Genomic DNA, 25083 nt, shown 5'->3' on the forward strand with positions numbered 1-25083 from the left:
AGACAGATGAAGGCCGAATCCATTCGAATGGGCGTCGATATTGGCGGCACATTCACAGATGTCGTTCTGGAAAAGGCGGGCGAACAGTATTCGGTCAAAGTCCTGACGACCTACGCGGCCCCCGAAAACGCGATCATCGACGGAATGCACCAGGTCTGCACCAAGGCGGGCATTGACCCCAGCGAAATCGAACAGATCATCCATGGGACCACACTGGCCACCAACGCGCTGATCGAGCGTCGCGGGGCCAAAACGGCGTTGATAACGACGGAAGGCTTCCGCGATGTGATCGAGATGCGGACCGAAAGCCGGTTTGAGCAGTATGATCTGAACCTCAATCTTCCTGATCCGCTGTTGTCGCGCCACATGCGATTCACCGTCCCCGGACGCGTGAATGCCAAGGGAGAAATCCTGGTAGAGCTTGAACGTGCGGATGTCGAAGCCGTTGTGGACCGCATTGCAGAAGCGGGCTTCGAAAGCGTCGCGGTTGGTTTGATCCACTCTTACCTCAACCCCAAACATGAGCAGTTGGTCCGTGATGTTCTGTTCGAAAAGCTGCCGAATGTTTCGGTGTCGATCTCGTCCGAGGTATCGCCGCAGATGCGCGAATACGAACGGTTCAACACGGTCGTGGCCAACGCCTATATCAAACCGCTGATGGCCTCCTACCTTGGACGGCTGGAGGACCGCCTGCGCGGCGAAGGTGTCGCCTGTCGCATCTTCCTGATGCATTCCGGTGGCGGGATCATCTCGATCCAGAATGCCGCGGATTTCCCTGTTCGGCTTGTTGAAAGCGGCCCTGCGGGTGGCGCGGTATTCGCGGCCCATATCGCGGCCCGCTATGGTCTGGACAAGGTTCTCTCCTTCGACATGGGCGGGACCACAGCCAAGATCTGCCTGATCAAGAACCAGACGCCCAAGACCAGTCGCGTTTTTGAGGTCGCGCGGACCTACCGGTTCAAAAAGGGCTCTGGCATGCCGATCTCGATCCCGGTGATTGATATGGTCGAAATTGGTGCGGGCGGCGGAAGCCTTGCCCATGTGGACGGGATGCGGCAGATCCGCGTCGGCCCCGAAAGCGCCGGGTCCGAGCCCGGGCCCGCCTGTTATGGGCGCGGGGGCGAACGACCCGCCGTGACGGATGCCGATCTGGTCCTGGGCAAACTGGACCCGAACAATTTCGCCGGTGGTTCGATCGCCCTTCATCGCGATAAATCGGAACAGGCGTTGCGCGCACATGTGGGCGCCAGGCTGGATATGGACGCGGTCGAGGCGGCCTTTGGCGTGGCCGAGGTGGTGGACGAAAACATGGCCAATGCCGCCCGCGTTCACGCCGTCGAAAATGGCGAAGACCTGAGCGAATACACCATGATCGCCTTTGGCGGCGCGGCCCCGCTGCATGCCGGGCGACTTTGCGAAAAGCTTGGGGTTGAGCGGTTGCTTGTGCCGCCCGGTGCCGGCGTCGGCTCGGCCATCGGCTTCCTGCGCGCGCCGTTCAGCTTTGAGGCCAATCGGTCGGTCTATATGAAGCTGAGCGATTTCGATGCGGACAAGATCAAGGGCTTGCTGACCGATCTCAAGGCCGAGGCGACAGGCTTTGTGCGCACCTGCGATGAAGTCAGCCCGATCCTGTCCGAGTTCAAGGTCTACATGCGCTACACCGGTCAGGGTTGGGAAGTCCCGATCGCCTTGACCGAAGAACAGGCGATGAACCCCGACGCCGCGACCTTTCAAGCGCGGTTCGAGGAGGATTACACAAAGCTCTTTGGCCGCCCCGTCGCAGGCATGGATATCGAGATCACCGTCTGGTCGGTGAACGCCACGACGCCACCCGAAGACGTCGCGCGCATTGAAACGACAGACGGCAGCACGCCTGTTGCTCTGAACGGCACGCGGCAGCTCTTTGATCCGGCGTCGGGCAAATACCTTGAGGCTCATGTCATCGACAGGAGCCGCATGGAGGCAGGCCAGCGCGCACATGGACCAGCCGCCGTAACCGAAGCTGAGACGACCATCATCGTGCCCGCCAGTCGGGATGCGATCCGGCAGCCTGACGGCTGCATCGACGTCGTCGCTCGCAAACCGAGCGCATCAGAAGGTGCCAAGGGAGCCCACCAATGACCCAAGAACACTCGAAAGTCGCCTATCAGGTCATGTGGAACCGCCTGATTTCGGTCGTGGAAGAACAGGCTCAGGCACTGGTGCGAACGGCCTTTTCGACTTCGGTCCGCGAGGCCGGGGACCTGTCGGCAGGCGTGTATGACACGCATGGCAACATGCTGGCACAGGCGGTGACCGGCACGCCGGGTCACGTGAACGCTATGGCCGATGCCGTCGCGCATTTCATCCGTCGGATCGGGCGACAAAACATGTTCGAGGGTGATGTCTACATCACCAATGACCCGTGGGAGGGCACAGGGCACCTGCACGACATCACGATGGTTACGCCCTCTTTCCATAACGGCACCCTGGTCGGGTTCTTTGCCTGCACGGCGCATATCGTCGATATCGGCGGGCGCGGCTTTGGCGCGGACGCACAGAGCGTTTACGAGGAAGGTCTCTACATCCCGATCATGAAGTTTGCTGAAAAGGGCGAGGTGGATGAGACGTTGGTGCGGATCATCCGGGGCAACGTTCGTGAACCGGACCAGTTGATCGGTGACATCTACGCGCTCGCCACTTGCAACGAGATCGGCCACCGCCGCCTGGTCGACATGATGGAGGAGTTTGGTCTCGACCATCTGGACGGTATCGCCGAATTCATCCTCGACAACTCGCGCCGGGCCACGATTGAAGCCATTGCCGCCCTGCCGCAGACATCCGCGACAGGTGAGATGACGATGGACGGCTTCGACGTGCCGATCACACTCAAGGTCAAGGTCAGCGTCGAAGGCGACCGGATCGTGACCGACTTCACCGGCACCTCCGGCCTGGACAAGAAGGGCATCAACTGCCCGCTGGTCTATACCAAGGCCTATGCCTGCTATGCGCTGAAGGTGGCGATTGCGCCGGAAATCCCCAACAACGCCGCCTCACTTGCGCCGTTCGAGGTCACGGCGCCGGAAAACTCCATCGTCAACGCGCTGCACCCCGCGCCAGTCGCCCTGCGCCATATCGTGGGGCATTTCGTGCCAGACGCGGTCTATGACGCCTTTGACAAGATCGTGCCGGGCCTGGTGCCCGCCGAAGGCGCCGGATGTCTGTGCAATTTCCAGGTCTCCTTGCGCCCGCGCACCGACGCGCCTGCCCCGCCTGATGCGCGCCGGTCTGAAGTGCTGACCTTCAACTCGGGCGGCTCTGGTGCACGGCCCGAACACGACGGCATGAACGCGACAGCCTTCCCTTCGGGCGTGATGACGATGCCCATCGAGGCCACGGAACACGCAGGTCCCGTCATCATCTGGCGCAAGGAATTGCGCCCCGACAGCGGCGGCGCGGGCAGAACGCGCGGCGGTTTGGGGCAATACATGGAAGTCGGCGCGCAGGAAGGCCACGAGTTTGACATCCAAGCCATGTTCGACCGCAGCCAGCACCCCGCTCGGGGCCGCCGAGGAGGCCAGAACGGTGCACCAACGACCATCGCTCTGGACGATGGCTCGGCCATGCGGGTCAAGGGCAAGCAGTTCGTCCCACACGGGCGTAAGGTGGTGATGGCCTTTCCGGGAGGCGCTGGCTACGGTGATCCGGCCGAACGCCCGAAAGAGCTTGTCAAACGCGATCTGGCGCGGGGATATATTTCTGAAGAAACGGCTCGGACGGACTATGGCTTGTCCGCTGAGGACATCGCGGCGGTGCAATCTGCCGTCGCCAGGGGGGAACAGATATGAGCAACCAAAGCCCATCAAAGCAAAGCTATGACGTGATCATCATCGGAGGCGCCATCATGGGGGCCTCGACCGCTTGGTTCCTGTCGGACAACAAGGATTTCGATGGCTCGGTCCTCGTTGTCGAACGGGACATGACCTATGAGAACTGCTCGACCACGCACACGAACTCCTGCATGCGACAACAATTCTCAGCCGAGTTGAACGTCCGTATCAGCCAGTTTGCCGCCGACTTCGTCAAAAACATCCGCAGCTATATGGGCGGCGATGAACGCGTGCCGGAGCTTGGCATCCGCTCTTTCGGTTACATGTACTTTGCGGACAACGACGGCTTTGCCGATGTGCTGCGCGAAAATCAGCAAGTGCAACTGGCTGCCGGTGCTGCCACCCAGCTTATGACGCCCGAAGAGATCAAGGCCGCTTATCCCTTTTACAATGTTGATGACATCGTGCTGGGGTCTATCAACCTGGTGGACGAAGGCTATTGGGACGGGGGCGCCGTAAATGATTGGTGGCGACGCCAAAGCCGCGAGCGTGGCGTCGAATGGATCCAGAACGAAGTTGTGGCGATCACCCGCAACGCCGCCGGAACACAGGTCGAAAGCGTCACTCTTGCCTCGGGCGAGGTGGTCGCCTGCGGTCAGGTCGTCAATGCCTCGGGTCCCCGCGCTGCGCGCACCGCCCGGATGGCGGGCATCGACGTGCCGGTCGAGCCGCGCAAACGCTATTCCTGGATATTCAAGGCCGAACAGCCACTTGATCAGGACCTGCCGCTGACCATCGACCCCTCGGGCGTGCATGTGCGCGAAAACGGCGGCGGAACATATCAGTGCGGCGGCCATTCCGACCATGACCCGACTGTGGACTATGACGACTATGCGATGGACCATTCCCTCTGGGAAAACCACGTCTGGCCCATCCTTGCGACCCGTATTCCTCAATTCGAAGCCATCAAGGTGCAAGCCGAATGGGCCGGACACTATGCCATGAACACCTTTGATCACAACGCGATCATGGGGCCGCACACCGAGCTTTCGAACTTCATCTTCCTCAATGGCTTCTCCGGCCACGGGCTTCAGCAGTCGCCTGCGATGGGGCGCGGGACGGCCGAATGGCTGACCTATGGCGAATACCGCACACTTGATCTGTCGCCGTTCAACTACGAGCGGATCCCGGCAAACAGGCCGATCATCGAGAAAGCCATTATCTGATGAAGCTTCCCGCCAATCCATTCACCCGCGCCATTGCAGCCGGAGAGAAACAGGTTGGCCTTTGGATCAGCCTGTGCAGCAACTTCGCCGCAGAGGTGGTCTCGACCGCCGGATACGACTGGGCGCTGATCGACATGGAACACAGCGCCAACGACTATTTCAGCGTGCTGGGTCAGCTTCAGGCCTTTGCGGCGTCCCCGACCACGGCCCTTGTGCGTGTGGAATGGAACGACGCAGTCGCCGTCAAGCGGCTGTTGGATCTGGGTGCGCCGGGCCTGTTGTTTCCGATGATCCAATCGGTGGAAGAGGCCGAACGTGCGGTGGCCGCAACACGCTACCCGCCTCGCGGCATTCGGGGCGTGTCTGGTGCGACCCGAGCAACGGCCTTTGGGCGCGTTTCCGACTATGTGGTGCGGGTTGAGGAAGAAACCGCTGTTCTCTTGCAACTGGAAACCCGCGCAGCCGTCGAGCAGGCCGAAGCCATCGGCGCGGTCGATGGTGTCAGCGGCATCTTCTTTGGCCCTGCGGATATTGCGGCCGATATTGGCAAACTGGGCAAACCGATGGACCCGGATGTTTGGGCCTTGATCAAACCGGCTGCGCAAAGACTGATTGCCAAAGGCATGCCGGTCGGCACCTTGGTCACGGACCCCGCTTTTGCGGCTGAGCTTTTGAACGAAGGCTTCACCTTTGTTGCCATTGCGACAGACACGGGGTTATTGGCGCGGGCCGCAGATGCGGCACTGGCGCAAACAAAAGGCGGGTTGCAATGAGTTTCGCGGCATCGCGTCTGAAACCGGTCAAGCCGTCCGCCTCGGCCTGGGTCAGCCAGGCTGCGAAAGAGGCCAAGGCGCGTGGTGAAGATGTCATTGATCTTGGTCTTGGAGAGCCGGATTTCGACACGCCCGACCATATCAAAGAGGCGGCACATCAAGCCGCTCTCAGGGGCGAGACGAAGTATCCCCCCACGAATGGCACGCTTGCGATGCGGCGGGCCGTCGTGGACAAGTTCAAACGCGAGAACGACCTGGACTATGCGCTTGACGAAGTAATCGTATCGAACGGAGCCAAGCAGGTACTGTTCAACGCCTTCATGGCCACGCTGGAGCCGGGTGACGAGGTGTTGCTCTGCGCTCCCTATTTCGGTCAGTACAAGGACATCGTGCTCATCCTCGGCGGTGTGCCGGTGCCTTTGGAATGCCCGGCTGAAGCTGGCTTTCTGCTGACGCCCGACCAATTGCGCGACGCCATCACGCCCAGGACCCGGTGGCTGCTCTTGAACCAGCCGTCGAACCCGTCTGGCGCGGTCTATTCAGATGCCCAGATTGCGGCACTTGGCGACGTGCTGGCCGATCATGACCGCGTGCTGGTTCTGTCGGACGAGATATATGAACATATTCTGTTTGACGGGCGCGTGTTCCGATCGTTTGCGGCGCTTTGCCCGGGCTTGAAAGACCGCACTTTGACGGTCAATGGCGTGTCCAAAGCCTATGCCATGACTGGATGGCGCATTGGCTATGGCGCAGGGCACAAGGATCTGATCGCGGCGATGACCAAGGTGCAAAGCCAGATCTCGTCAGGCGCGTGTTCCATCGCCCAAGCGGCGGCGGCGGCGGCTTTGAACGGGCCGCAAGATGACGTCCGCAATTTCTGTCGGGCTTTCGAAGCACGCCGTGATCTTGTGGTCGCGCGTGTGGCAAAAATCCCGGGGCTGACACTCGACGCGCCGGGCGGCGCATTTTACGGCCTGATCGGCTGCGCGGGTCTGATCGGGGCAAAGACCCCTCAGGGCGAGACGCTCGCAACCGATACGGATGTCACAGCCTATCTACTGAAGGCCGCTGGCGTTGCCGCCGTTCCGGGCAGCGCTTATGATCTTTCACCGTTTTTCCGCATTTCAACAGCCGCCTCGGAAGAGGTGTTGAGCACCGCGATGGATCGCATCGCCCGCGCTGTTGGCGACCTGAAAGGACTTAACCCATGAAAAAGATTGTACTCACCGGCGCGGCTGGCCGCCTTGGCTCGTACCTGCGCGAGCCGCTGTCCAAACTTTGCGATGAATTCGTCTCGTCGGACATTGCCGACAGTGTCTCGAACCTCGCGCCCAACGAGACCTATGTGAAAGCCGACATCACCGATCTGGACGCCATGGTCGCCCTTCTGGAGGGCGCGGACATGGTGGTGCATTTCGGTGCAATTGGCGACGAAGCCCCCATGGATGTGCTTTGGGGGCCGAACTTCTACGGCGCATATACCGTGTGGGAGGCCGCCTATCGCAACAAGCTGCGCCGGGTTGTCTATGCGTCGTCCATCCACGCGGTTGGCATGCACAAGAAGACGGATTTCATTGGCATTGACGCCCCACACAAGCCCGACACCTTCTACGGGCTTGCCAAGTGTTTTGCCGAAGACCTCGCCTCGCTCTACTGGGACAAACGCGGGTTGGAAGCGGTCTGCATGCGCATCCTGTCTTGCGCGCAGCCGACCAATTCGCGCGCCGTGGGAACCTGGCTCAGCTATGACGACCTGATCCACCTGGTGGAACGCGCGATCACCACGCCCATTACCGGCTTCAGCGTGGTCTATGGCGTCTCGAACAACGACCGCGCGCCGGTCGACAACGCCAAGGCGCAACATTTGGGCTACCGACCCAAGGACAATGCCGAACAATTCGCCGAAGAAATCTATGCCGCAGATGGCCCGCTCGACCCGCACGATCCCGCCAACACGCACCATGGCGGCCCATTCGCGGCTGTGCCGCTTGGCAACAGCGGGATGGCGCATCTCAACCTCGACGAAAACGACACCGGAAAGGACTAGGGCCGTAGATACCGTTGCATTGATCACAGCGGGCGGATCCGGCATGGGCGCAGATAGCGCGGGCCTTGGCCGCAGATGGCTTTAAGGTCGGAATTCTGTTGGCTTCCGGCAAATGCGAAGCGCTTGCCAAAGAACTTGGCGGTGCTGGCGTCACGGGCACCAACAAGTCCGCAGCAGACCTGCAAAAGCTGGTCGATGCGGCCATGTACCACTGGGGCCGTATTGGTGTTTTGATAATCTCCGCCGGTCACGGACCGCGCGCACCGGTCCTCGAGCTCACGATGAGGACTGGCACGAGGGCATGGAGGCCTACTTCCTGAACGCCGTGCGCCCCTCGCGTCTCGTCATTTTGATCACGCAAAAACAGGGTGGCGGGGCGATCATCAATATTTCGACCATTGCCGCGTTTGAGCCGAACCCGGTGTTTCCAACCTCAGGCGTGATGCGCGCCGGGCTTGCCGCCTTCACAAAACTCATTGTCGACAAATACGCAGCCGAAAACATCCGCATGAACAACGTGCTGCCAGGATTCTTAGACAGGCTGCCAGAAAAAGGAAGAATTCCGCTAAATGATCCCGATGGGCCGCTACGGCAACTCGCTTGCCGAAATCGCAAGTGTCGTGGCCTTTCTGGCTTCGGATGGCGGAGCCTACATTTCCGGTCAGAATACCCGGATTGATGGGGGAATTACTCGGTCGGTTTAGGTCCAATGATAGTGAGGCTGAGAGCACCGCTGGTCGCCGGCGCGATTTGAGCTTGTCATCGACGATGTCGGCTTTCCGTGCTTGGTTGCCAGTTATGCATCTTGCAGCATCGGTGGTTTCGGGCTCTTTGTGGACCTCTGATGCGGCGCGGCATTTGCTCAATCTTGGCGTCAGTTGGCGACAAGAACGGCCCATACCGGCCACTCGACATGCCCCTAGATTGCAGCAACTGCAGCCCGCTTTCCAGACATTCGCTATGTTTGCGAGCTGCTCGGACAGATTAGGGCATGCGTACAGAAAATACTCCACTGCCCAAAGGTTCACAGGAGACCCGAGAAAATGTAGGTTTCTTGTGAATAGAAAGGGAAAAGGGTGTAGATTAGAATGGCACGACAGCTCCTAAACGAAGGTGACAAGACCTTTCTGGTTTATGCCGGTACTGGCACCGACCTGGTATTCAATCATGGACTTGAGCTACCCGGATTTGCCTCGTTTCCTTTGCTCGAACAGCCTGACACTAGAGCGATACTTGCCGGTCAGATGCAGGCTCTTGTCGATCTCGCCAGCGAAATGAATGTCGGATGTATTCTTGATGCGCCCACATGGATGGCGAATGCCGACCGGGCGGCACCTTTGGGGTACGATGCAGAACGGCTTGTAGCGGTGAACAAAGATGCGGTCAGTCTAATGGAAGACGTGCGCCGGGCCGCCGCTCGCGAAGATGTATTGTTGTCGGCCTGTATAGGCCCACGCTTTGATCCTTACGCCGACATCCCGCCGATATCCGTCGAAGATGCACGGCAATACCATGCCGCTCAAATGCACAGCCTGAAAGGCACAACTGTCGACCTGGTTACCGCTTATACATTCAACCGTCCAAGTGAGGCAACAGGATGCATCCTCGCCGCCCGAGATGCTGGTCTGCCGATCATCATGTCTCTGGTTGTTGAGACAGATGGATGCTTGGCGGACGGAACCAAACTTGTGGATGCAATTGACCAGATCGATGGGGAATCGGACACGGCGGCAATGTTTTTTATGGTCAATTGCGCTCATCCGACCCATTTCGCCGGAGCGCTTGGCAACCACCCGAGGCTGAGAGGTATTGTGGCGAACGCTTCAACTTGCTCTCATGCGGAACTTGACGAAGCAGATGAACTGGACGAAGGCGATCCCGTTGAACTTGGTAAGCAGATTGCCAAGATTGCTCGGAGCAATCCTTCGGTTCAAGTATTCGGAGGGTGCTGTGGAACAGACATGCGCCATCTGAAATTGATGGCCAGCGAGCTTGCGTAGCTAACCTACTTCTACGGCCGACAAGAGACATTCGGCACCCAGCTGGCATTCTGCGGTCGCAGCCCGCATTCCGGTCATTCGCCGCATGTGCAAAATTTGGCACTGCTCGAACTCACAGATCGCGGACATCGCGCCAATTCGCAGCACGAGCCGAAGCGACGGCTCAGCCCGCCTTTGCGGCCCTTCGCTTCACGGCTTCTCCGCGATACTCCAATGCGTCAAATGTCCTGTGATCTCCTCAGTTGTGGTCTCTGGGTCCAGGAACCCGACCAGCTTCAACGTCTCCTCCAATTCTTGAACGCTCGGGAAACGATAGACAGTGTCGGGGAACCCATGCACAGCCCGTCTGTCGGCGGTCGATCGGTAACAGAGCACGAATCGCCCACCATGGCGAAGAACGCGAAACGCCTCGGCAAGATGGGTCGCCGGGTCCGGCCAAAAATAGACCGTATGCACCGAAAGCGCCTTGCCAAACCGCTTGTCCGGAAAGGGCAACGCATCAGTGTCGGCAGAATGAAACGTCAGGCGCGTGTCCCAGACCGCATCACGGTTCCTCGCGAGAGCACGCTCCAGCATAACCTCGGAGAAATCCACGCCGGCGCTGTCCGAAAGACGTACCATCGCGTCTGCCTCGAAAAGCGTTTCGCCGTGGCCGCAGCCGATGTCGATGAGGCTGTCGCCATCTGCCAGATCGAGGAGGTGCAGCGCGCGTTCGTTCTCGGGACGTGTCTCGCGCGCCATGACCCGGGCGACAATTGCACCAAGCAGACCTGTAGGTCGGCGGCTCTGACGGGCGATGAATTCCGGTTTCCTCATCTCTGTTGCTCCAGCAGGGGGATTTCATTCGGCGTTGTCCAGGGCACGCCGGAGTGCCCTACGGACGCCCTGTGCCGGAACCGGTTTGGCCGCCCGGCGGAAAGCTTCGCGATAGCCGGGATGCTCCGTCCCCATCAGCCGGTCCCACCATGTGAAGTAGAGGCCGAGGTTATAGCCGGCATGGGCGTGGTGCAGGTCATGATGGGTGACGGTCGTCATCCAGTCGAACAGCGGCCTGCCGGACCGGTTGGCCGGGAAAAGTTCGTAGCCCGAATGCCCGATCGCATTCCGCAGCATCATGTGCGTGGCGAATACCAGGATCGCCGCCGGATGCGCGGGCAGGACAAGCAAGATCAGTGGCAGGTAGACCGCATTCACCACCGCCTCGCCCAGATCGAAGCTGTAGGAGGTAAAGGGCGTCGGGTTGTGCGACTTGTGATGCAACCTGTGAAAGCGCCGGAAGAGCGGCGGGTAGTGCAGCAGCCTGTGCGACCAATAGAACCACGTATCATGGGCGACGATCAGAACCACCGTGCTGAAAATGAGATAGGTCAAGCCGTAGGTGGCGATTTCGGCATAGATCGGGACGAGTCCCGCCTCCGCTCCGACTACGATCAACGTCCCGTTCAGCGCAAAGATCAGAACCGTACGCAGGCTTGCGAGGATTTCGCGGCCGATCTGGCCTTGCGGCGGTTCATCGGCCCGGATCTTCCGCGCCCGGAGCCGGGCCGCCAGCGCCAGGTTCACTGTCAGGTAAACGCCACCTGCACCGACGGCGTAGCGCAGAAGGTCCGTGGCAAGAACGCCGGAGAAAATCCCGGCGAGATGGCTGATGATGCATTGATCTTCCATGATGGTCTCCGGTCTGAAATGCCGACCGATACATTGGAGCGCATCGGTTTACCGCTCTCGCTGTCTTTGAAAATCGCTCAATGATTTCAGGAATCGACGTGGCTTTTCCGGAATCGGTGCGCCCATACCAGTTGACTGGATCACTGGTCTCGGCTTCGCTCGATCCATGGATGACTTCACGGTGAGAGCTGATCTCTTCTTGAGGGGCGGCGCGGTGACGGCGCTGGCGACTTGTGCGCTGATCTTCCTGGCCAATCGTGCCCATTGGCCCAGGGGCCTGTCGGTGCCTGCCCTCTGCCTCGGACTTGGTGCCTACTTGCTTGTGTCGTCGCCGAACCTGGGGCTCTCCGGAACCAGGGCCGAGACCGGTCTCGTCATGATGGCCGGTGTGGTGCCGGTCCTGGCGGTCTGGGCCGGGGCCGAGATATTCCTCGACCGGCCGGTTTACCGGCCGTGGCACGGCGTGCTGGCAGTCTTGGTCACCGTAGGTGCCTGGCTTGCACCCATCCTGCCCTTCGCGGCGACGCTCCGGGGCATCCTTGTCGTCTTGCTCTATGCGGGCTTGCTCTATATCGCGCTGTCCACCGCCGCCGACGATCTGGTCGAACCCCGCCGCCGGTTCCGCAGGTGGTTCGTGGCGCTCATGGCCCTGACCGGCCTCGGAATCTCGGTGGTCGAGTTCCTCAAGCTCGATGCCGATCTGCCACCCGTGATGTACCCGCTCCATGCCTCGGGATTTCTGGTGCTGACGCTGCTGTTCCTGTCCTGGGCCGTGCGGATCGCACCCGATCTCTGGCCCCTTCGGCGGGAGCCCGAACCGCGACCTGCCATGCCACTGTCAGGCGCCGATGCCGCAGTTCTGCAAAGGGTCGAGGCGGCGATGGCGGATGGTATCTGGCGACAGGAAGGGCTTACAATCGCGCGGCTCGCAGCAGCCGTGGATGCGCCTGAGCACAGGGTCCGACGCGTGATCAACAAGGGGCTCGGGTATCGCAACTTCGCCCAATTCGTGAACGAACACCGGATAGGGGCGGCGTGTGAGGTTCTGTCCGATCCTGCGCGGGCCGATACACCTGTGCTGTCAATCGCCTACGATGTCGGGTTCGCCTCCATTGGGCCGTTCAACCGTGCGTTTCGAGAGAAACATCAGCAATCCCCGACTGAATACCGTAAACTGCATAGCGTATCGAACGGATGACGCAGTTTGCGATTTGTCGCGCTCACAAGGCTCCGTCCTACCCTTGCATCACAGGCACCTTCCTGAACTTGGAAATTGAATGGCTGCTCTGGCGCATTTGCGTGCCTCCATTTGGCCTGCAGCATCCGGCAAAATGGGCTCGGAGCGGCCAATTTCTGCGTCAGCACCAATCCATGATAGGTTGCCCTGTCAACGTCGGGTTGGCGTTGTGGAAGGGCGTGGTGGATTGGAAGAACCACCATGCAAATACCAAACTTACCTGCCATTCGAGCCCGCTGCCCGCTTGGAACAAGGGACGCATTATAGGTCAGAAACGCCCACTTATGCCCAAACATGTCTGGGCGATCCGAGTGCGCCTGGAAATTGTCGCGTACCATCGCGATCTGGCGCTGTTTAACCTGGCGATCGACAGCAAACTACGCGGGTGCGATCTGGTCAAACTGAAGGTCGCGGATGTCTACGCCGCTGGTCAGGTTAAGGAACGCGCCTCAATCATTCAGAGCAAAACACAGAAGCCTGTCCGTTTTGAGATCACCAAGGGCACGCGAAAGTCGCTGCTGTGCTGGATGGAACAACCGCTGATGACCGGATCGGAGTACCTCTGGCCTGGGCGTTTCCACGAACGGCTTCACATTTCCACGCGACAATACGCGCGCCTGGTTCGGGATTGGGTGGAACCGATCGGTCTGCAGCCGAGTGCGTACGGAACACATTCGATGCGCCGGACCAAGGTTGCGCAAATCTACCGAAAGACAGGAAATCTGCGAGCGGTACAACTTCTGCTTGGTCACACCAAGATGGACAGCACCGTCCGGTACCTTGGCGTCGAATTGGAGGATGCATTGGCGATCGCAGAGGCGGTAGAAATCTGAAGGCTTGGGCCGTCTTCACGGACGGCCCTGCGCCGCCGTTGGCCACCACTTCAGAATGCTGCAATGCGATACGCCATTGCGGTCATTCGTCCATGGCGCAGAATTTTCGGAGGATGACGGTCGGCGAAGCGGGCTTTAATGCCGTTCGCTGTGTTCGAATTAATGCCTTCCATAGGCACATTGCGGTAGACCCCATTGTAGAAAAACACTCTGGATCTGGAGCGCCACAGATCATGAGATACCTCTGGGCACGGCGTTTTCAGCATCAAAAAGGCAGGGTGGACAGACTGTGGCTAGAATGGTTTCGCCAATGAGCAGAACCTCAACTTCCGTGCCGGTTTCGGCATGAGTCGGATCGATGTATGCGATGGCAAGGTTCTTCCCGGTGCGATAGCCCCATGCGGCAGAGGTTATCGATCCGATTGGATTACCATCAGCGAACACTCCTTCGCCGGGACGTGCTGTTCCCTTGGCGCTGTGGATTTCCAGAACTACACGTTTCTTGCGGGTACCTGCGTCGATTTGCGCCTTAAGCCCTGATTTTCCTGGGAAATCCTTGTTCATGTCTACGTAGCGATGCAGCCCTGCCTCGATCGGATTGAACTCGGTGATGAAATCAGCTTTCCAGTGGCCATACCCTTTTTCCAGGCGCATCGAGTCAATTGCGAACATGCCAAAATGCGACAGCCCAAACGCTTCGCCCGCCTTGGTCAGGATGTCATAGGCGGCATAAAGCTGAGTGTTGGGTATGTGCAGTTCAAACGCCTGCTCTCCGGAAAAGCTGATGGCGATAGCCAGCGCCTCGACATGGCCGATAAAAACACGCCGCGCCGTCAGCCAGGGGAAGTCAGACTGCCCCCATTTGGTGCGCGGCGACACAGAGGCCAGCAGGTCTCGGGTTCTGGGGCCTGCAATCACCATCAACGTATGGGTGTTGGTGCGACTTTCGATGCGAATATCCGACCCTTTGGGAAGGTGCTCGGTCAGCCAGTCCATGTCATGATACTCGGCAGACGCGGCGGAGCCATAGAAGATGCTCCCGTCCGGAAGTGGCACAATTGTCGCCTCGCCCGAGATATTGCCTTTCGGTGTCAGGAAAAAACACAGGCTTGCCCTGCCGGTTTGGGTCGACACCTTGGAGCAGGTTAGACTGCTGAGCCAGTCGAGCGCATCGGTTCCGCTGATGCGGTAATGGTTGAAACCTGACAGTTCGGCCAACCCGACACCCGAACGTAGCGCCTCGATCTCGGCCCCCACAACATCGTGCCAGTTCTGGAATGCGTATCCGTGAGTGGTTTGGAAATCCGCGTCAGGTTTGTAGAACTCTGTCCGCTCCCAGCCATTGACGACGCCGAACTTGGCACCTTTGGCTTTCAGCACCGGGTAAAGCGGAGATGCCTTGGCCGGGCGACCGGCCGGGCGGTGTTCATGCGGCAGGTGCCAGCGGAACTCGTGCCGGTAATCCTCGATTGATTTCAGCGCGGTGAACTCGGTATTGGCAAAACTGGTGATGCGGCGCGGATCAAGCTGCCAGCTGTCCCACTCGGTTTCCCCATGCACCATCATCTGCGCCAGCATCTTGCCGTAGCCACCGCCTTCGCCGATGCCCACTCGTAACCCGTTCATCGACCAGCAATTGCGCAGACCCGGTTGCTTGCCCACCAGCGGCCCGGCATCCGAGGCATAGGCAATCGGCCCGTTCACTACGGATTTGATGCCGGCCTCCTGCAAACAGGGCAGACGGTCAAAGATCGGTTCCATCTTGGGCAGCAAGCGGTCCAGATCATCAGGGCAGAGCGCATTGACGAAATCAGGGTCGATCCCGTCCATCCCGAAGGTCTTGCAGTCATGTTCGTAGATGCCGACCAGAAGCCCCTTTTTTTCTTGCCGCATATAGAACGTGTCACGCGGGCAGCGCACCATGGGCACGCGGGTGTCGCGCTCGACCAGTTCAGGGATGTCTTCGGTCACGAAATACATGTGCTCCATCGCAATGACGGGGTATTCGATGCCCATCAGCGCGCCGACTTCGTTGGCGCGATAGCCGGCCGCGATCACGATATGCTCAGCGGTGATCGTGCCGCTTTCTGTCGTCACCAGCCATTCGTCATTGGGCAGTTGTTTCAGCGCAGTAACGGGTGTGTTGCGGTGAATTTTCGCACCCATCCTGCGAGACCGGGCGGCCAAGGCCTGGCACAGTTGTGCCGGATCAATGTCCCCGTCCTGTTCATCCCACATCGCCGCCAGAACACCGTCGATATTCAGCAAGGGATTGCGCCGCTTTGCTTCGGCCGCATCAAGCAGATCGAACTCGATCCCCAACCCCTTGGCCACGGACATGATGTGATGCACTTCGTCAACGTGAGTGGGGTTGGTCAAAAGCCGCATGCCACCCGTGGCATGGTGATAATTGATCGGATAGGCCGGATCATCGGCCAGTTCCTTGTAAAGCCTGATGGTGTAATCCCGCAGCAACAGCAGCAGTTGATTGAACGCCACACTGGGGCATTGCGCCGCCGAATGCCAGGTGGTGCCGCTGGTCAACTCGTTGCGTTCCAGCAGGACTGCGTCGGTCCAGCCTTCCAGACCAAGGTGATAAAGCGCCGACAATCCACCAATGCCACCACCAACAACGACAACCCGCGCATGGCTTTGCATGAGCCACCTCCAGAAATTCAGATTTCTGGATAGTATCAGCCGGATTATATCTTTTGAAAAACTGAATATTTGAAATACAAAGATCATAAATAGTGAATTATGAGCGAGTATGGATATTAGTCTGAAAGCCCTTCGATATTTCATGGCGGCCACTGAAAGCGGCAGCCTGACAGAGGCGTCCAAGAAGATGCACGTGGTGCCATCCGCCGTGCTGGCTGCGGTCAACCAGGTGGAAGAGGCCTTTGGGATGCAGCTCACCATCAGACACCGGTCCAAGGGGATTGCGCCGACATCCACGGGGAAAATCATCATGGCCCGTGTCCGGCATCTGCTCGATGAATACGAGGCACTGATGAGCCAGGGCGCCGAGATGCGTACGCAATTGATCGGCACATTGCGGGTGGGATACTACGCGCCTGTTGCCCCAGCTTTTTTACCTGCCATCGCGCGAAATCTTTTGGCGGACAATCCACGTGTCGATATCAAGTTCATCGAATGTGACACCCAATCCGCCCAGGCCGGTTTGCTGTCCGGTGACTTCGACGTCATACTTTGTGTTGCCGAAAGCTTGGCCCCGGAAGTGGCCTTTGAGACCCTGATAGAAGTGCCCGGCTACCTTCTTGTCCCAAAACAGCACGCGTTTGCATCCAGAAGCAGCGTCTCCCTTTCCGAGCTGGATGGCGAGCCCATGATTCTCCTCGATCAGCCTGTGATCAGCGACTACTACAGCCGTATGTTCCAGGCCGCCGAAGTCACTCCGCATGTGGTTTGCACTGCAACGACGCTCGAAATGGTTCGAAGTCTGGTTGGCGTGGGCGTAGGCTGTTCACTGTTGCACATGCGCCCCAAAACGCATGAGACCTACGCGGGCGAAAACGTCCTGGAGGTGCCGTTGTACCCGGCCACCGACCCGCTGAAAATTGTTCTTGGATACCTGCCAGACAATCCACGCCGCATCGTGAAATACTTCACCGACAGCCTGAGGGATCTGTTTTCGCAGGACGCGGCAAACCGCTTTCTGGTCATATCACAAGCCGAAAAATGACTGGTACGGCGATAGCTATATGTCGCTTCATGCCAGTTAATACGTATCGCAGCATTAGACGCTTTGGGCTCATAGCAGCCATACCCAAGATCACTTCAACTGACTGTCTTTCGACCCCCGCCGATTGACACCGCCACGTGCCTTGAACGCGCCGTCCCGTTCCTGCTGGCAATCCAGACACAACTTTACTCCCGGCAACGCGACGCGACGCTTTTCCGGTATGGGTTCTTCGCATTCGGCACAATGGGTCATGCTTTCGCCCTGGGGCCGCTTTTGCGCCTGCATCCGCGCCAGTTCATCTGAGATCGACGCTTCGATCTGTTCGCTCACAGCGCCGTCGCGTGCCCAACCTCCGGCCATCGGTCATCTCCTGAAATTGTGACATGCAGAATAGCTGAGCCGTTGGCCGCAACGCAAGTTACAGTGAAACCGCGCCTTCGAATACACGATCAATCACCTTTTGCGTTCCGCGTGAGAATTCCAAAGGACAAGGGTATTCCGCCCCGTCCCGGATCGAACGGCAGAAGGCCTCGACTTGCAACTTGTAATGGTCTGCTCCGGGGAAGCGAGTGACCTGAACTTCAAGCCCCGGCCGGTGCAGTTCGACCCGCGCCTCTCCGAAAACACGTGCATTGAACGGGGTCGTCAGACGGACCAAACCACCTTCGCCGTGAAACACCATCTCCTGATGGGGATGCATCCGTATGGACACATAGCTGGAATAGGTAAATCCGGGGAACTGCGCGCGTATTTCGGTAAAGATGTCGATGTCATCCTGCCACCGGATCGCTGACTGCACTGACACAGGCTCTTGCCCGGTTGCAAAGCGTGCTCCACCGATCACGTAGACCCCGATGTCACGCAATCCTCCGCCGCCCGTTTCCGCGCGGTTTCGAATGTTCCGAGTGTCAGAACGATTGTCGAAACTGAATGCACCGGTCACATGTACCAAATTGCCGATGGCACCATCAGCGATCAGTTTCCTTGCAAGCTGCCATTGAGGGTGATGGACGATCATGTATGCCTCGGCGGCCTGCAGGCCGCTTTCATCCCGCTTTTGAATCAACGCGTCGAATTCATCCGCCTTCATGGTCATGGGCTTTTCGCACAGAACATGCTTACCAGCCTTCAAAGCCTTAAGGCTCCATTCCGCATGCATATGGTTGGGCAACGGGATGTAGATTGCGTCGATTCCGGTGTCTGCCAACAACGCATCATAGCTGTCATACACGTGTAAATCCGGGCAAAAAGACTGGAACGGTTCGGCCTTTGCGGCATCGGACGTTGCCAGCCCGGCCAAGCGCGCCCCGTTGGCGGCATGTATCGCTGGGGCCATGTATTCGCGGGCAAATTTCGCGGCACCCAATACGCCAAATTGAACCGGTTTCTGCATTGCGCCCTCCGTACTCGGCTTGTTTCAGATTGTGCGCATCCAAAGGGTCCCCGAAGGCTTGACCTGCCACAATATCAAAGAAGAAAACTGTACTTTCTCGTAGCACAGCTTCCGGTCTTCAACCACTTTTTCGCGCCTCAGCGTCAGTGGCTGCTAACATTTGCAAAAAAACGCCCCCTGATCTTCAGAGAGCGTTTTCTGTCTTCGCGTAAACGCGACAGGGTCGGCCCGAGGGCCAGTCTGTCAGGCGGTGCCCAGCATGCCTTTTTCCCGCGCCAGATCCCGCATTTTCTTTTGCAGTTTCTCGAATGCGCGCACCTCGATCTGGCGAATGCGCTCGCGGCTTACGTTATACTGTGTGCTCAATTCCTCGAGCGTGACAGGCTGATCCATCAAACGGCGCTGGGTCAGGATATCCTTTTCCCGATCATTCAGCACATCCAAAGCCGCCGCCAACAGTTCCCTTCGCGCTTCCAACTCATCGCGCGCTTCGTAATCACCGGCCTGATCGGCATCCTCATCCTCAAGCCAGTCCTGCCATTGCATTGTGCCTTCGCCTTCGGACCCGACCGTGGCGTTCAGGGACGCATCGCCACCGGACATCCGGCGGTTCATGCTGATCACTTCCTCTTCGGTCACGCCCAGATCAGTGGCGATCCGCTTGACGTTTTCCGGGCGCAGGTCGCCCTCTTCCAATGCGCCGATACGGGCCTTGGCCTTGCGCAGATTGAAGAACAGTTTCTTCTGCGCCGAGGTCGTGCCCAGTTTCACCAGAGACCAAGACCGCAGGATGTATTCCTGGATCGAGGCACGTATCCACCACATGGCATAGGTCGCCAGACGAAAGCCTTTTTCAGGGTCAAACCGTTTGACCGCCTGCATCAGGCCCACATTGGCCTCGGAAATCACTTCGGCCTGCGGCAGACCATAGCCGCGATAGCCCATGGCGATCTTGGCCGCCAGACGCAGGTGAGATGTCACCATCTTGTGCGCGGCTTCAGTGTCCTGCTCTTCGACCCAGCGCTTGGCCAGCATGTATTCTTCTTCCGGCTCCAGCAGAGGAAACTTGCGGATTTCCTGCATATAGCGATTCAGGCCGCCCTCGGGCGTCGGTGCGGGAAGATTTGCGTAGTTTGCCATTATTGTGTCCCTCCGACAAATGTTTAGGTATTTAACATAGGATATGGGTAAGGAACCCTTCCCATTCAAGAGGTGCTGCTAACAGTCTGAAATTAATCTTGCGTTAAGGAAAGGTAAAAAGCCCCTATTCACAGGACTTTGCTAATTATGACAGCGGTGTGCGCAGACGTTCGACAAGGCATTGCATATCTTGCGGCAAATCAGCCTCGAACCGTAGGGATTCACCGGTGACAGGGTGCTCGAACCCCAAAACGGCGGCATGAAGCGCCTGACGGGGAAAAGCGCTTACAGAACCCGCGGCGGCGGCGGAAAAAGCCTTGGCGGACAGCTTGCGTTTACCGCCATAAACCGGGTCGCCCACCAGCCCGTGTCCCGCGTGGGCCATATGAACCCGAATCTGATGGGTTCGGCCCGTTTCAAGCCAACATTCGATCAGGGCAAGACCCGCCGGAGTTCCAAAGGTTTCGACAACACGCGCACGCGTCACGGCATGGCGCCCACCGTGGAACAGAACCGCCTGTCTCTGACGGTCGGTCTTGTGCCGCGCAAGTTGCGTTGTCACGCGCATGATGTTGCCGGGTTCAAAGCTGATCCCTTTGACACCGCGCAAACGAGGATCGTTGGCATCCGGCACCCCGTAACACACCGCGCGGTAATACCGTTCGACGCTATGCGCTGCGAACTGCGTGGCCAGACCGTGATGCGCCGCATCTGATTTCGCGACCACCAGAAGGCCACTTGTTTCCTTGTCGATGCGATGCACGATACCGGGGCGTTTCACCCCGCCGACGCCCGACAGATCGTCTCCGCAATGGTGGAGCAAAGCATTCACCAGAGTACCGCTGGGTGATCCCGGCGCAGGGTGTACGACCATGCCTGCGGGTTTGTTGACGACGATTACGTCCGCATCCTCGAATACGACCTCGAGCGGGATGTCCTCGGGGCCGATATGGCTGTCTTCGGCCTCGGCCACGACAATCGTGACCCGCGCCCCTTCGACCACCTTGGCCTTGGGATCGCGTGTCTCGGCACCGTCGATCTGAACCGCCCCTTCTTCGATCAGACGCGCCAGCCGGGTGCGCGACAGGTTTTCCCCGTCTGGCACATCCCGGGAAAGCGCCTTATCAAGGCGAGGCGGCGGATCGGCCGCGATGTGAAACTCAATCTGGCGGGTGCCCATGACTGTCCCTTCCGAACCTCAAGAACCGCAGGAAACTCCGCAACTGCGACTGCTGCGGCGGATGGTCATGCTGTTGACCGCGGTGATGATTGGCGGGGTTCTAGTGACATTCGCCCTGATTGTCATCCGCCTATCGGACCGCACCCCCACCTTGCCGGATCAGATCGAGCTGCCCGACGGCGCCCGGGCGCAGGCCCTGACCATCGGGTCGAACTGGTATGCCGTCGCAACCGATGACAATCGCATTCTGATCTTTGACAAAACAACAGGAAAACTGCGCCAGGAAATCGCAGTCGAATAGGCCCTGCCGCCTGTTCCGGCGGCATGAAAGATCAGGGGATCGTCCAGCCTCAGCCGGGAAACAGCCGAGTTCCGGTCCACGCAGCACCCAGACGCAGATCCAGCGCATCCGACCGTATCTTGTGCTTGCCCGACACCGGCGCCAACATGATGTCGCCCAAGCAAATCCTGTCACCGGCCGGGAGAAGCTCTATGCAGGCGCATTCAAGGTCTTGCCCCAGGGTTTCAGCGATCCGGATCATGTCTTCAAAGCGCTCGGGTCGGGGTTCGACGGTGTTGCTGGTTGGTGAATACAACTCATCTGCAAGGTAATCGTAGTTGCGATCATGGAGCATTTGAATGCGGCCTCGCCCCCGGTCACGGTCAACCTGCACCAGCTGCACGCGTCCGGCGATCACCCAGAATTTCCAGCTGCCGGCCTGTCGATCCCCGGCGGACAAGTCTTCTTCGATGTAATAGAGGGGCTTCCGCGTGGCACGCCACCATTCGCCTGTCCAGAACCCTTCGGGCGTTTTCGTCTTGTGCCACGCGGCCAGTTTCTGGTTGGCATCGTCGCGCTGCGTGCCATCCAGCGGAAACGACAGGGCCAGCTTGTGACCAGGACTCATCGTTCCTTTCAACCAATACTGGCCTGGCCCGAGGTCGAGTGTTTCGGGCAATGCCGGAATATGCGCCTCCCACATGCGCTGTGGGCAGGCAAGCAGTTCCGAGGCGTTGCCCAAGTATTTGGACCGGTCAGAGATCAACGCATCGGGGACTTCGCCAAACAGCTTCATGACCACCAATTTTTCGGCGAATGTCTTTGGCGCGCGCAGGTCAGGCAAAGACCGATGGCTATCCGCATAGTTGTACAAAGACATACCAAGCGCATTCAGCCGTGCAGGGCCACTGCCGTAATGTTCCCAACCGCGCGAAAAACCGACGCGTGGCGGGGTGTTGGCACCGTACAGGTTGTCAGTTGCAATCGCTTCGAGATCAGCCTGCGCCGCCTTGAGATAGTCTTCCCGGTCAGAGAGCAGAGCAACGGAAACAACGCCGCCGGTGGCGTCGTGGATTTCTTCGGTCGTAGCGCGCAACGTGGGCAGGTTTGCCGGAAACTCCACCGGTTTCAGGCCCCCTCGGCCGTGGCGTGGCAAAGGCGCGTCGCCGGGTCGCACACCCAGGTTCCTCAGACGTCGGTCCAGAAACGAATGCCGCTTGATCCCGTTTGCAATCCACCATCGCATCCGACGCCCCCACAGATGTACGGCAAGCGTTTCCTCTTTGATGTACGCGTCCCTGAACTCTCGGACGTGAATGTCATTGGCCTGCCCTGCCCGTCTGAACGGCAAAGGATAAAAGACCGGTATGGGGCTGGCATGTTTCAGTTCGTCGTGGTGGCGCAGAAACCACGTCATGACACCGGGGCCGTAGACGCTGTGTTCCTGATCTGACGCATGCGGCAATTCACCCGCGCGTTTCTGGCGTTCCAGTTCTTCCCGTTCTTCACCTTTAACCCAGGGGCGGATCGGATAGGGATCCTGGCAGTATTCGGAATACGCATTCAACGTGGGGCTGTCGGATGGCAGCCGCATGACGGCATTGCAGATGGTATCACGGTTGAAATACCCAAAGACATGATCTGCCCTTGGTATCGGGGCAAGCGCCAACACATCCGTGTCGCACCACAGAAAGTCCGTTTTCTTCATCAGATGCAATCTGAAGATATCGGATTGGGGCACGGGCGTCTTGAACTGGTTGTTTACGATGAACTGCTTGGGCTCGTGGATTTCGTTTGCCGACACCAGTTCGATACCATCCGGAACGTTGTCGACTTGCCCATAGTGGAACAAAACGACCCTGTGCCCACATTCCACGAAGGACAGCATGCACATCTGCTCCAGAAAGCTCAGGCTGCCTTCCATCCACAGCATCCCAATCGTCGGAAGAGAGCGATCCGCAACCATTCGTCTATTTCTCCAGGGGCTGTGTTGTCAGGACTCTGTCCGGTTTTCGTCAGAAGAAGATGGAGAGCCTGCCGACAGGCGCTCCCTTACGCCGCGGTCCTTTGCGACAAAATCCACAGCCGGTTTTTCAAGAAGTTTCTGGTACAGCTCATCATACTCTGGCAGTTTCAGCAGATCGTTGATCAGCGCCTTGTGCCAGCGGAACGCTCTTCTATGCAGCCGTCGAAGCCTGTCATCAGCGCGAAACTCTTCCAGCACCGCATCCACTTCATCCTTGTACCGCAGGATTGTTTCATCTTTGGCACCGCCACGGTTCCAGCGGTCCCAATATTCGGTTCCAAGTGTCTGCGAGGAATGATTTGCCCGACCTCGGCTGCGCTTGGCCAGATAGGCCTGCGTGGATCTGACGGCATAGTGGTTGATCTGTGCGACTTCAAAACCGAACGGGGGCGAGACATGGTTGCCGAATGGGGCAGGTTCCGTGGCATGCCCTCCGGGCACGGACCGGAACACGCCAGCCTGAAGCTCGGGGCGGGGGTGCGGGTTGTGCAACCCGAAGCGAAGATAGAAATCACCCTGCCGGAACAGGGATTTGACAAACCGGCGCCCTGCCCCGCCTTGTTCGAAATCCAGTTCACAATCGTAGAACTGCCGCGTCACCAGCGTATCGCGCATAACATGCCGACCACTGTTCGAGAAAATCTTCCAGGGGATGGAAATGACGTCAACGCCGGGCGTTGCCTCGATCAGATCATCGACCTTGTATTTTCCAACGTGAATATTCAGGAATTCATCCGCGTCGCCGACATATATCCATTTTGCGTCTTTCACCACCGGCAAGCGTCGTGCCTGCCTCAGCGCAGATCGATGTATCCCACCGGTTCCAACCCGGTTCCTGTGAAACTCCACATGCCCCAAGTCCTGCAAGCGTCTCAGAATCTGGTTGGTGCCGTCTGTACAATCATTGGTGTAGACAATGATCCGGTCAAACCCCAGCACCTTGTGATGGGCCACCCATTCCAGAATATAAGGACCCTCGTTCTTCATCGCAGTGATGAGGATCTTTTCAGGCTTTTCCATCGCTGCCACTTATCCCCGCCGCCTAGTCGTTCTGACCTTTGCTGTCATCTTGCGGGACAATCTTTTCGATGGCGATCTGCGCGCCGGCAATCGCGCGGATGCGCAGCTCTCGGGGGTGCTGGCCCAGAAACTCGTTGACCGCACGGATCACGCCGTCGCCCCACCAGCCGCGGCGGTGGTAGTCGTCGAATGCCATGATCCCACCGGGTTTGATCTTGGGAAACAAAGCGGCCAGATCGGCGGTCACGCCTTCATATGAATGATCCCCATCAACATAGGCAAACGAGATGCTGTCATCATCAAAAAGCTCCAACGCAGGTACCGAAAAATCGCGTATGATACCAACCTTGCCTTCTTCGATCTCGGCCTCGAAAGACTTTACGACCTTCTGGAAGATGGCCTCCATCTTTTCATCTTCTGTCCGGCCCACAAACGCGGTTGTGTGCGATTCCTCACCAATATGCTTCCATGGGTCGATCAGAAAAAGCTGACTGGGCTCGATCAGTTTCAGAATGGTCGGAGAGAACTCACCCTGCCAGACACCGATTTCAACGGCCAAGCCCCCCTTTGGCAAACGCGAAAGGAATGTGCGACGGATTGCTTCCTTGCTGTTCTTGCGCTTGGTCGCCTTGTCAGCCTTCGGTTTCTTCTGGCTGCCGGGCGCAACACCGATAACCTTGGATTCGTTTGACATCTCGACCTCACTTGCAGACGGGTATCCTGTTCACGCAGAACCCGTTTTGTTTAT

At 58.6% G+C, this 25083-nt stretch carries 20 protein-coding genes and 2 pseudogenes; 12 read left to right on the forward strand and 10 right to left on the reverse strand.

Annotation, left to right across the window (positions count from 1 at the left end; translation table 11 throughout):
* The first annotated feature begins 6 nt into the window (after window positions 1-6).
* The 8 genes and pseudogenes from ACR0DJ_RS08500 to ACR0DJ_RS08535 all read left to right on the forward strand — a co-directional run bounded on the left by ACR0DJ_RS08500 (window position 7) and on the right by ACR0DJ_RS08535 (window position 9855).
* A complete protein-coding gene (locus ACR0DJ_RS08500; RefSeq protein WP_480684551.1) occupies window positions 7-2121 on the forward strand; it encodes a hydantoinase/oxoprolinase family protein in 2115 nt (704 codons plus the stop codon).
* Complete coding sequence (locus ACR0DJ_RS08505) at window positions 2118-3827, forward strand: hydantoinase B/oxoprolinase family protein (RefSeq protein WP_480684552.1); 1710 nt, start codon at window positions 2118-2120, stop codon at window positions 3825-3827. The genes ACR0DJ_RS08500 and ACR0DJ_RS08505 overlap by 4 nt, the downstream gene beginning before the upstream one ends.
* Window positions 3824-5035, forward strand: a complete 1212-nt coding sequence (locus ACR0DJ_RS08510) for an NAD(P)/FAD-dependent oxidoreductase (RefSeq protein WP_480684554.1) — start codon at window positions 3824-3826, stop codon at window positions 5033-5035. Before ACR0DJ_RS08505 ends, ACR0DJ_RS08510 begins: the two co-directional genes overlap by 4 nt.
* Window positions 5035-5808 carry an HpcH/HpaI aldolase family protein gene (locus ACR0DJ_RS08515; protein WP_480684555.1) on the forward strand — a complete coding sequence of 258 codons (774 nt, stop codon included), beginning with the start codon at window positions 5035-5037 and terminating at the stop codon, window positions 5806-5808. The genes ACR0DJ_RS08510 and ACR0DJ_RS08515 overlap by 1 nt, the downstream gene beginning before the upstream one ends.
* A complete protein-coding gene (locus tag ACR0DJ_RS08520) occupies window positions 5805-7019 on the forward strand; it encodes a pyridoxal phosphate-dependent aminotransferase (RefSeq protein ID WP_480684557.1) in 1215 nt (404 codons plus the stop codon). Before ACR0DJ_RS08515 ends, ACR0DJ_RS08520 begins: the two co-directional genes overlap by 4 nt.
* The gene (locus ACR0DJ_RS08525; RefSeq protein WP_480684559.1) at window positions 7016-7855 is read left to right on the forward strand and encodes an NAD-dependent epimerase/dehydratase family protein; all 840 of its coding nucleotides are present in this window, start codon (window positions 7016-7018) and stop codon (window positions 7853-7855) included. Before ACR0DJ_RS08520 ends, ACR0DJ_RS08525 begins: the two co-directional genes overlap by 4 nt.
* A gap of 43 nt (window positions 7856-7898) precedes the next feature.
* Window positions 7899-8559, forward strand: a pseudogene (locus ACR0DJ_RS08530) (SDR family oxidoreductase).
* 384 nt (window positions 8560-8943) lie between these two features.
* On the forward strand, window positions 8944-9855 hold the full coding sequence (locus ACR0DJ_RS08535; protein WP_480684561.1) for a homocysteine S-methyltransferase family protein: 912 nt from the start codon (window positions 8944-8946) through the stop codon (window positions 9853-9855).
* A gap of 189 nt (window positions 9856-10044) precedes the next feature.
* Here ACR0DJ_RS08535 and ACR0DJ_RS08540 read toward each other — a convergent pair whose 3' ends face one another.
* Both ACR0DJ_RS08540 and ACR0DJ_RS08545 read right to left on the reverse strand, forming a co-directional pair.
* Window positions 10045-10671 (reverse strand): class I SAM-dependent methyltransferase, encoded by a 627-nt coding sequence (locus ACR0DJ_RS08540; RefSeq protein ID WP_480684563.1) that lies wholly within the window; start codon window positions 10669-10671, stop codon window positions 10045-10047.
* Window positions 10672-10695: 24 nt separating this feature from the next.
* Window positions 10696-11523, reverse strand: a complete 828-nt coding sequence (locus ACR0DJ_RS08545) for a sterol desaturase family protein (protein ID WP_480684564.1) — start codon at window positions 11521-11523, stop codon at window positions 10696-10698.
* A 214-nt stretch (window positions 11524-11737) separates the two neighbouring features.
* On the opposite strand from ACR0DJ_RS08545, the gene ACR0DJ_RS08550 reads away from it, so the two are divergent.
* Entirely contained in the window at window positions 11738-12721 is a 984-nt protein-coding gene (locus tag ACR0DJ_RS08550; protein ID WP_480684565.1) for a helix-turn-helix domain-containing protein, read from the forward strand.
* Window positions 12722-12961: 240 nt separating this feature from the next.
* Window positions 12962-13593 (forward strand): annotated as a pseudogene (locus ACR0DJ_RS08555) (tyrosine-type recombinase/integrase).
* A gap of 231 nt (window positions 13594-13824) precedes the next feature.
* Here ACR0DJ_RS08555 and ACR0DJ_RS08560 read toward each other — a convergent pair.
* The gene (locus ACR0DJ_RS08560; protein ID WP_480684566.1) at window positions 13825-16251 is read right to left on the reverse strand and encodes an FAD-dependent oxidoreductase; all 2427 of its coding nucleotides are present in this window, start codon (window positions 16249-16251) and stop codon (window positions 13825-13827) included.
* A 109-nt stretch (window positions 16252-16360) separates the two neighbouring features.
* Between ACR0DJ_RS08560 and ACR0DJ_RS08565 the strand changes: the two genes are divergently transcribed.
* On the forward strand, window positions 16361-17296 hold the full coding sequence (locus tag ACR0DJ_RS08565) for a LysR family transcriptional regulator (RefSeq protein WP_480684567.1): 936 nt from the start codon (window positions 16361-16363) through the stop codon (window positions 17294-17296).
* Between the two features lie 90 nt (window positions 17297-17386).
* Here the strand turns inward: ACR0DJ_RS08565 and ACR0DJ_RS08570 are convergent, their stop codons facing one another.
* The 4 genes from ACR0DJ_RS08570 to ACR0DJ_RS08585 form a co-directional block, all read right to left on the reverse strand.
* Window positions 17387-17656: a DksA/TraR family C4-type zinc finger protein gene (locus ACR0DJ_RS08570; RefSeq protein WP_480684568.1), complete on the reverse strand. Its 270-nt coding sequence runs from the start codon at window positions 17654-17656 to the stop codon at window positions 17387-17389.
* Between the two features lie 58 nt (window positions 17657-17714).
* On the reverse strand, window positions 17715-18689 hold the full coding sequence (locus ACR0DJ_RS08575; protein ID WP_480684569.1) for a Gfo/Idh/MocA family protein: 975 nt from the start codon (window positions 18687-18689) through the stop codon (window positions 17715-17717).
* A gap of 243 nt (window positions 18690-18932) precedes the next feature.
* On the reverse strand, window positions 18933-19829 hold the full coding sequence (rpoH, locus tag ACR0DJ_RS08580) for an RNA polymerase sigma factor RpoH (protein ID WP_170346637.1): 897 nt from the start codon (window positions 19827-19829) through the stop codon (window positions 18933-18935).
* 145 nt (window positions 19830-19974) lie between these two features.
* Window positions 19975-21009 carry an RluA family pseudouridine synthase gene (locus ACR0DJ_RS08585; RefSeq protein WP_170346636.1) on the reverse strand — a complete coding sequence of 345 codons (1035 nt, stop codon included), beginning with the start codon at window positions 21007-21009 and terminating at the stop codon, window positions 19975-19977.
* On the opposite strand from ACR0DJ_RS08585, the gene ACR0DJ_RS08590 reads away from it, so the two are divergent.
* Window positions 21008-21310, forward strand: a complete 303-nt coding sequence (locus ACR0DJ_RS08590) for a DUF6476 family protein (RefSeq protein WP_224855318.1) — start codon at window positions 21008-21010, stop codon at window positions 21308-21310. The two genes, ACR0DJ_RS08585 and ACR0DJ_RS08590, sit on opposite strands and share 2 nt — an antisense overlap.
* A gap of 49 nt (window positions 21311-21359) precedes the next feature.
* Here the strand turns inward: ACR0DJ_RS08590 and ACR0DJ_RS08595 are convergent, their stop codons facing one another.
* The 3 genes from ACR0DJ_RS08595 to ACR0DJ_RS08605 are packed head-to-tail and all read right to left on the reverse strand — an operon-like array spanning window position 21360 to window position 25029.
* Window positions 21360-23255 carry a hypothetical protein gene (locus tag ACR0DJ_RS08595; RefSeq protein WP_480684572.1) on the reverse strand — a complete coding sequence of 632 codons (1896 nt, stop codon included), beginning with the start codon at window positions 23253-23255 and terminating at the stop codon, window positions 21360-21362.
* A gap of 27 nt (window positions 23256-23282) precedes the next feature.
* The gene (locus tag ACR0DJ_RS08600) at window positions 23283-24335 is read right to left on the reverse strand and encodes a glycosyltransferase family 2 protein (protein ID WP_480684574.1); all 1053 of its coding nucleotides are present in this window, start codon (window positions 24333-24335) and stop codon (window positions 23283-23285) included.
* A gap of 22 nt (window positions 24336-24357) precedes the next feature.
* Window positions 24358-25029, reverse strand: a complete 672-nt coding sequence (locus tag ACR0DJ_RS08605; RefSeq protein ID WP_170346632.1) for a class I SAM-dependent methyltransferase — start codon at window positions 25027-25029, stop codon at window positions 24358-24360.
* Window positions 25030-25083: the final 54 nt, after the last annotated feature.

The sequence above is a fragment of the Ruegeria sp. BF10 genome (genome assembly GCF_056538725.1).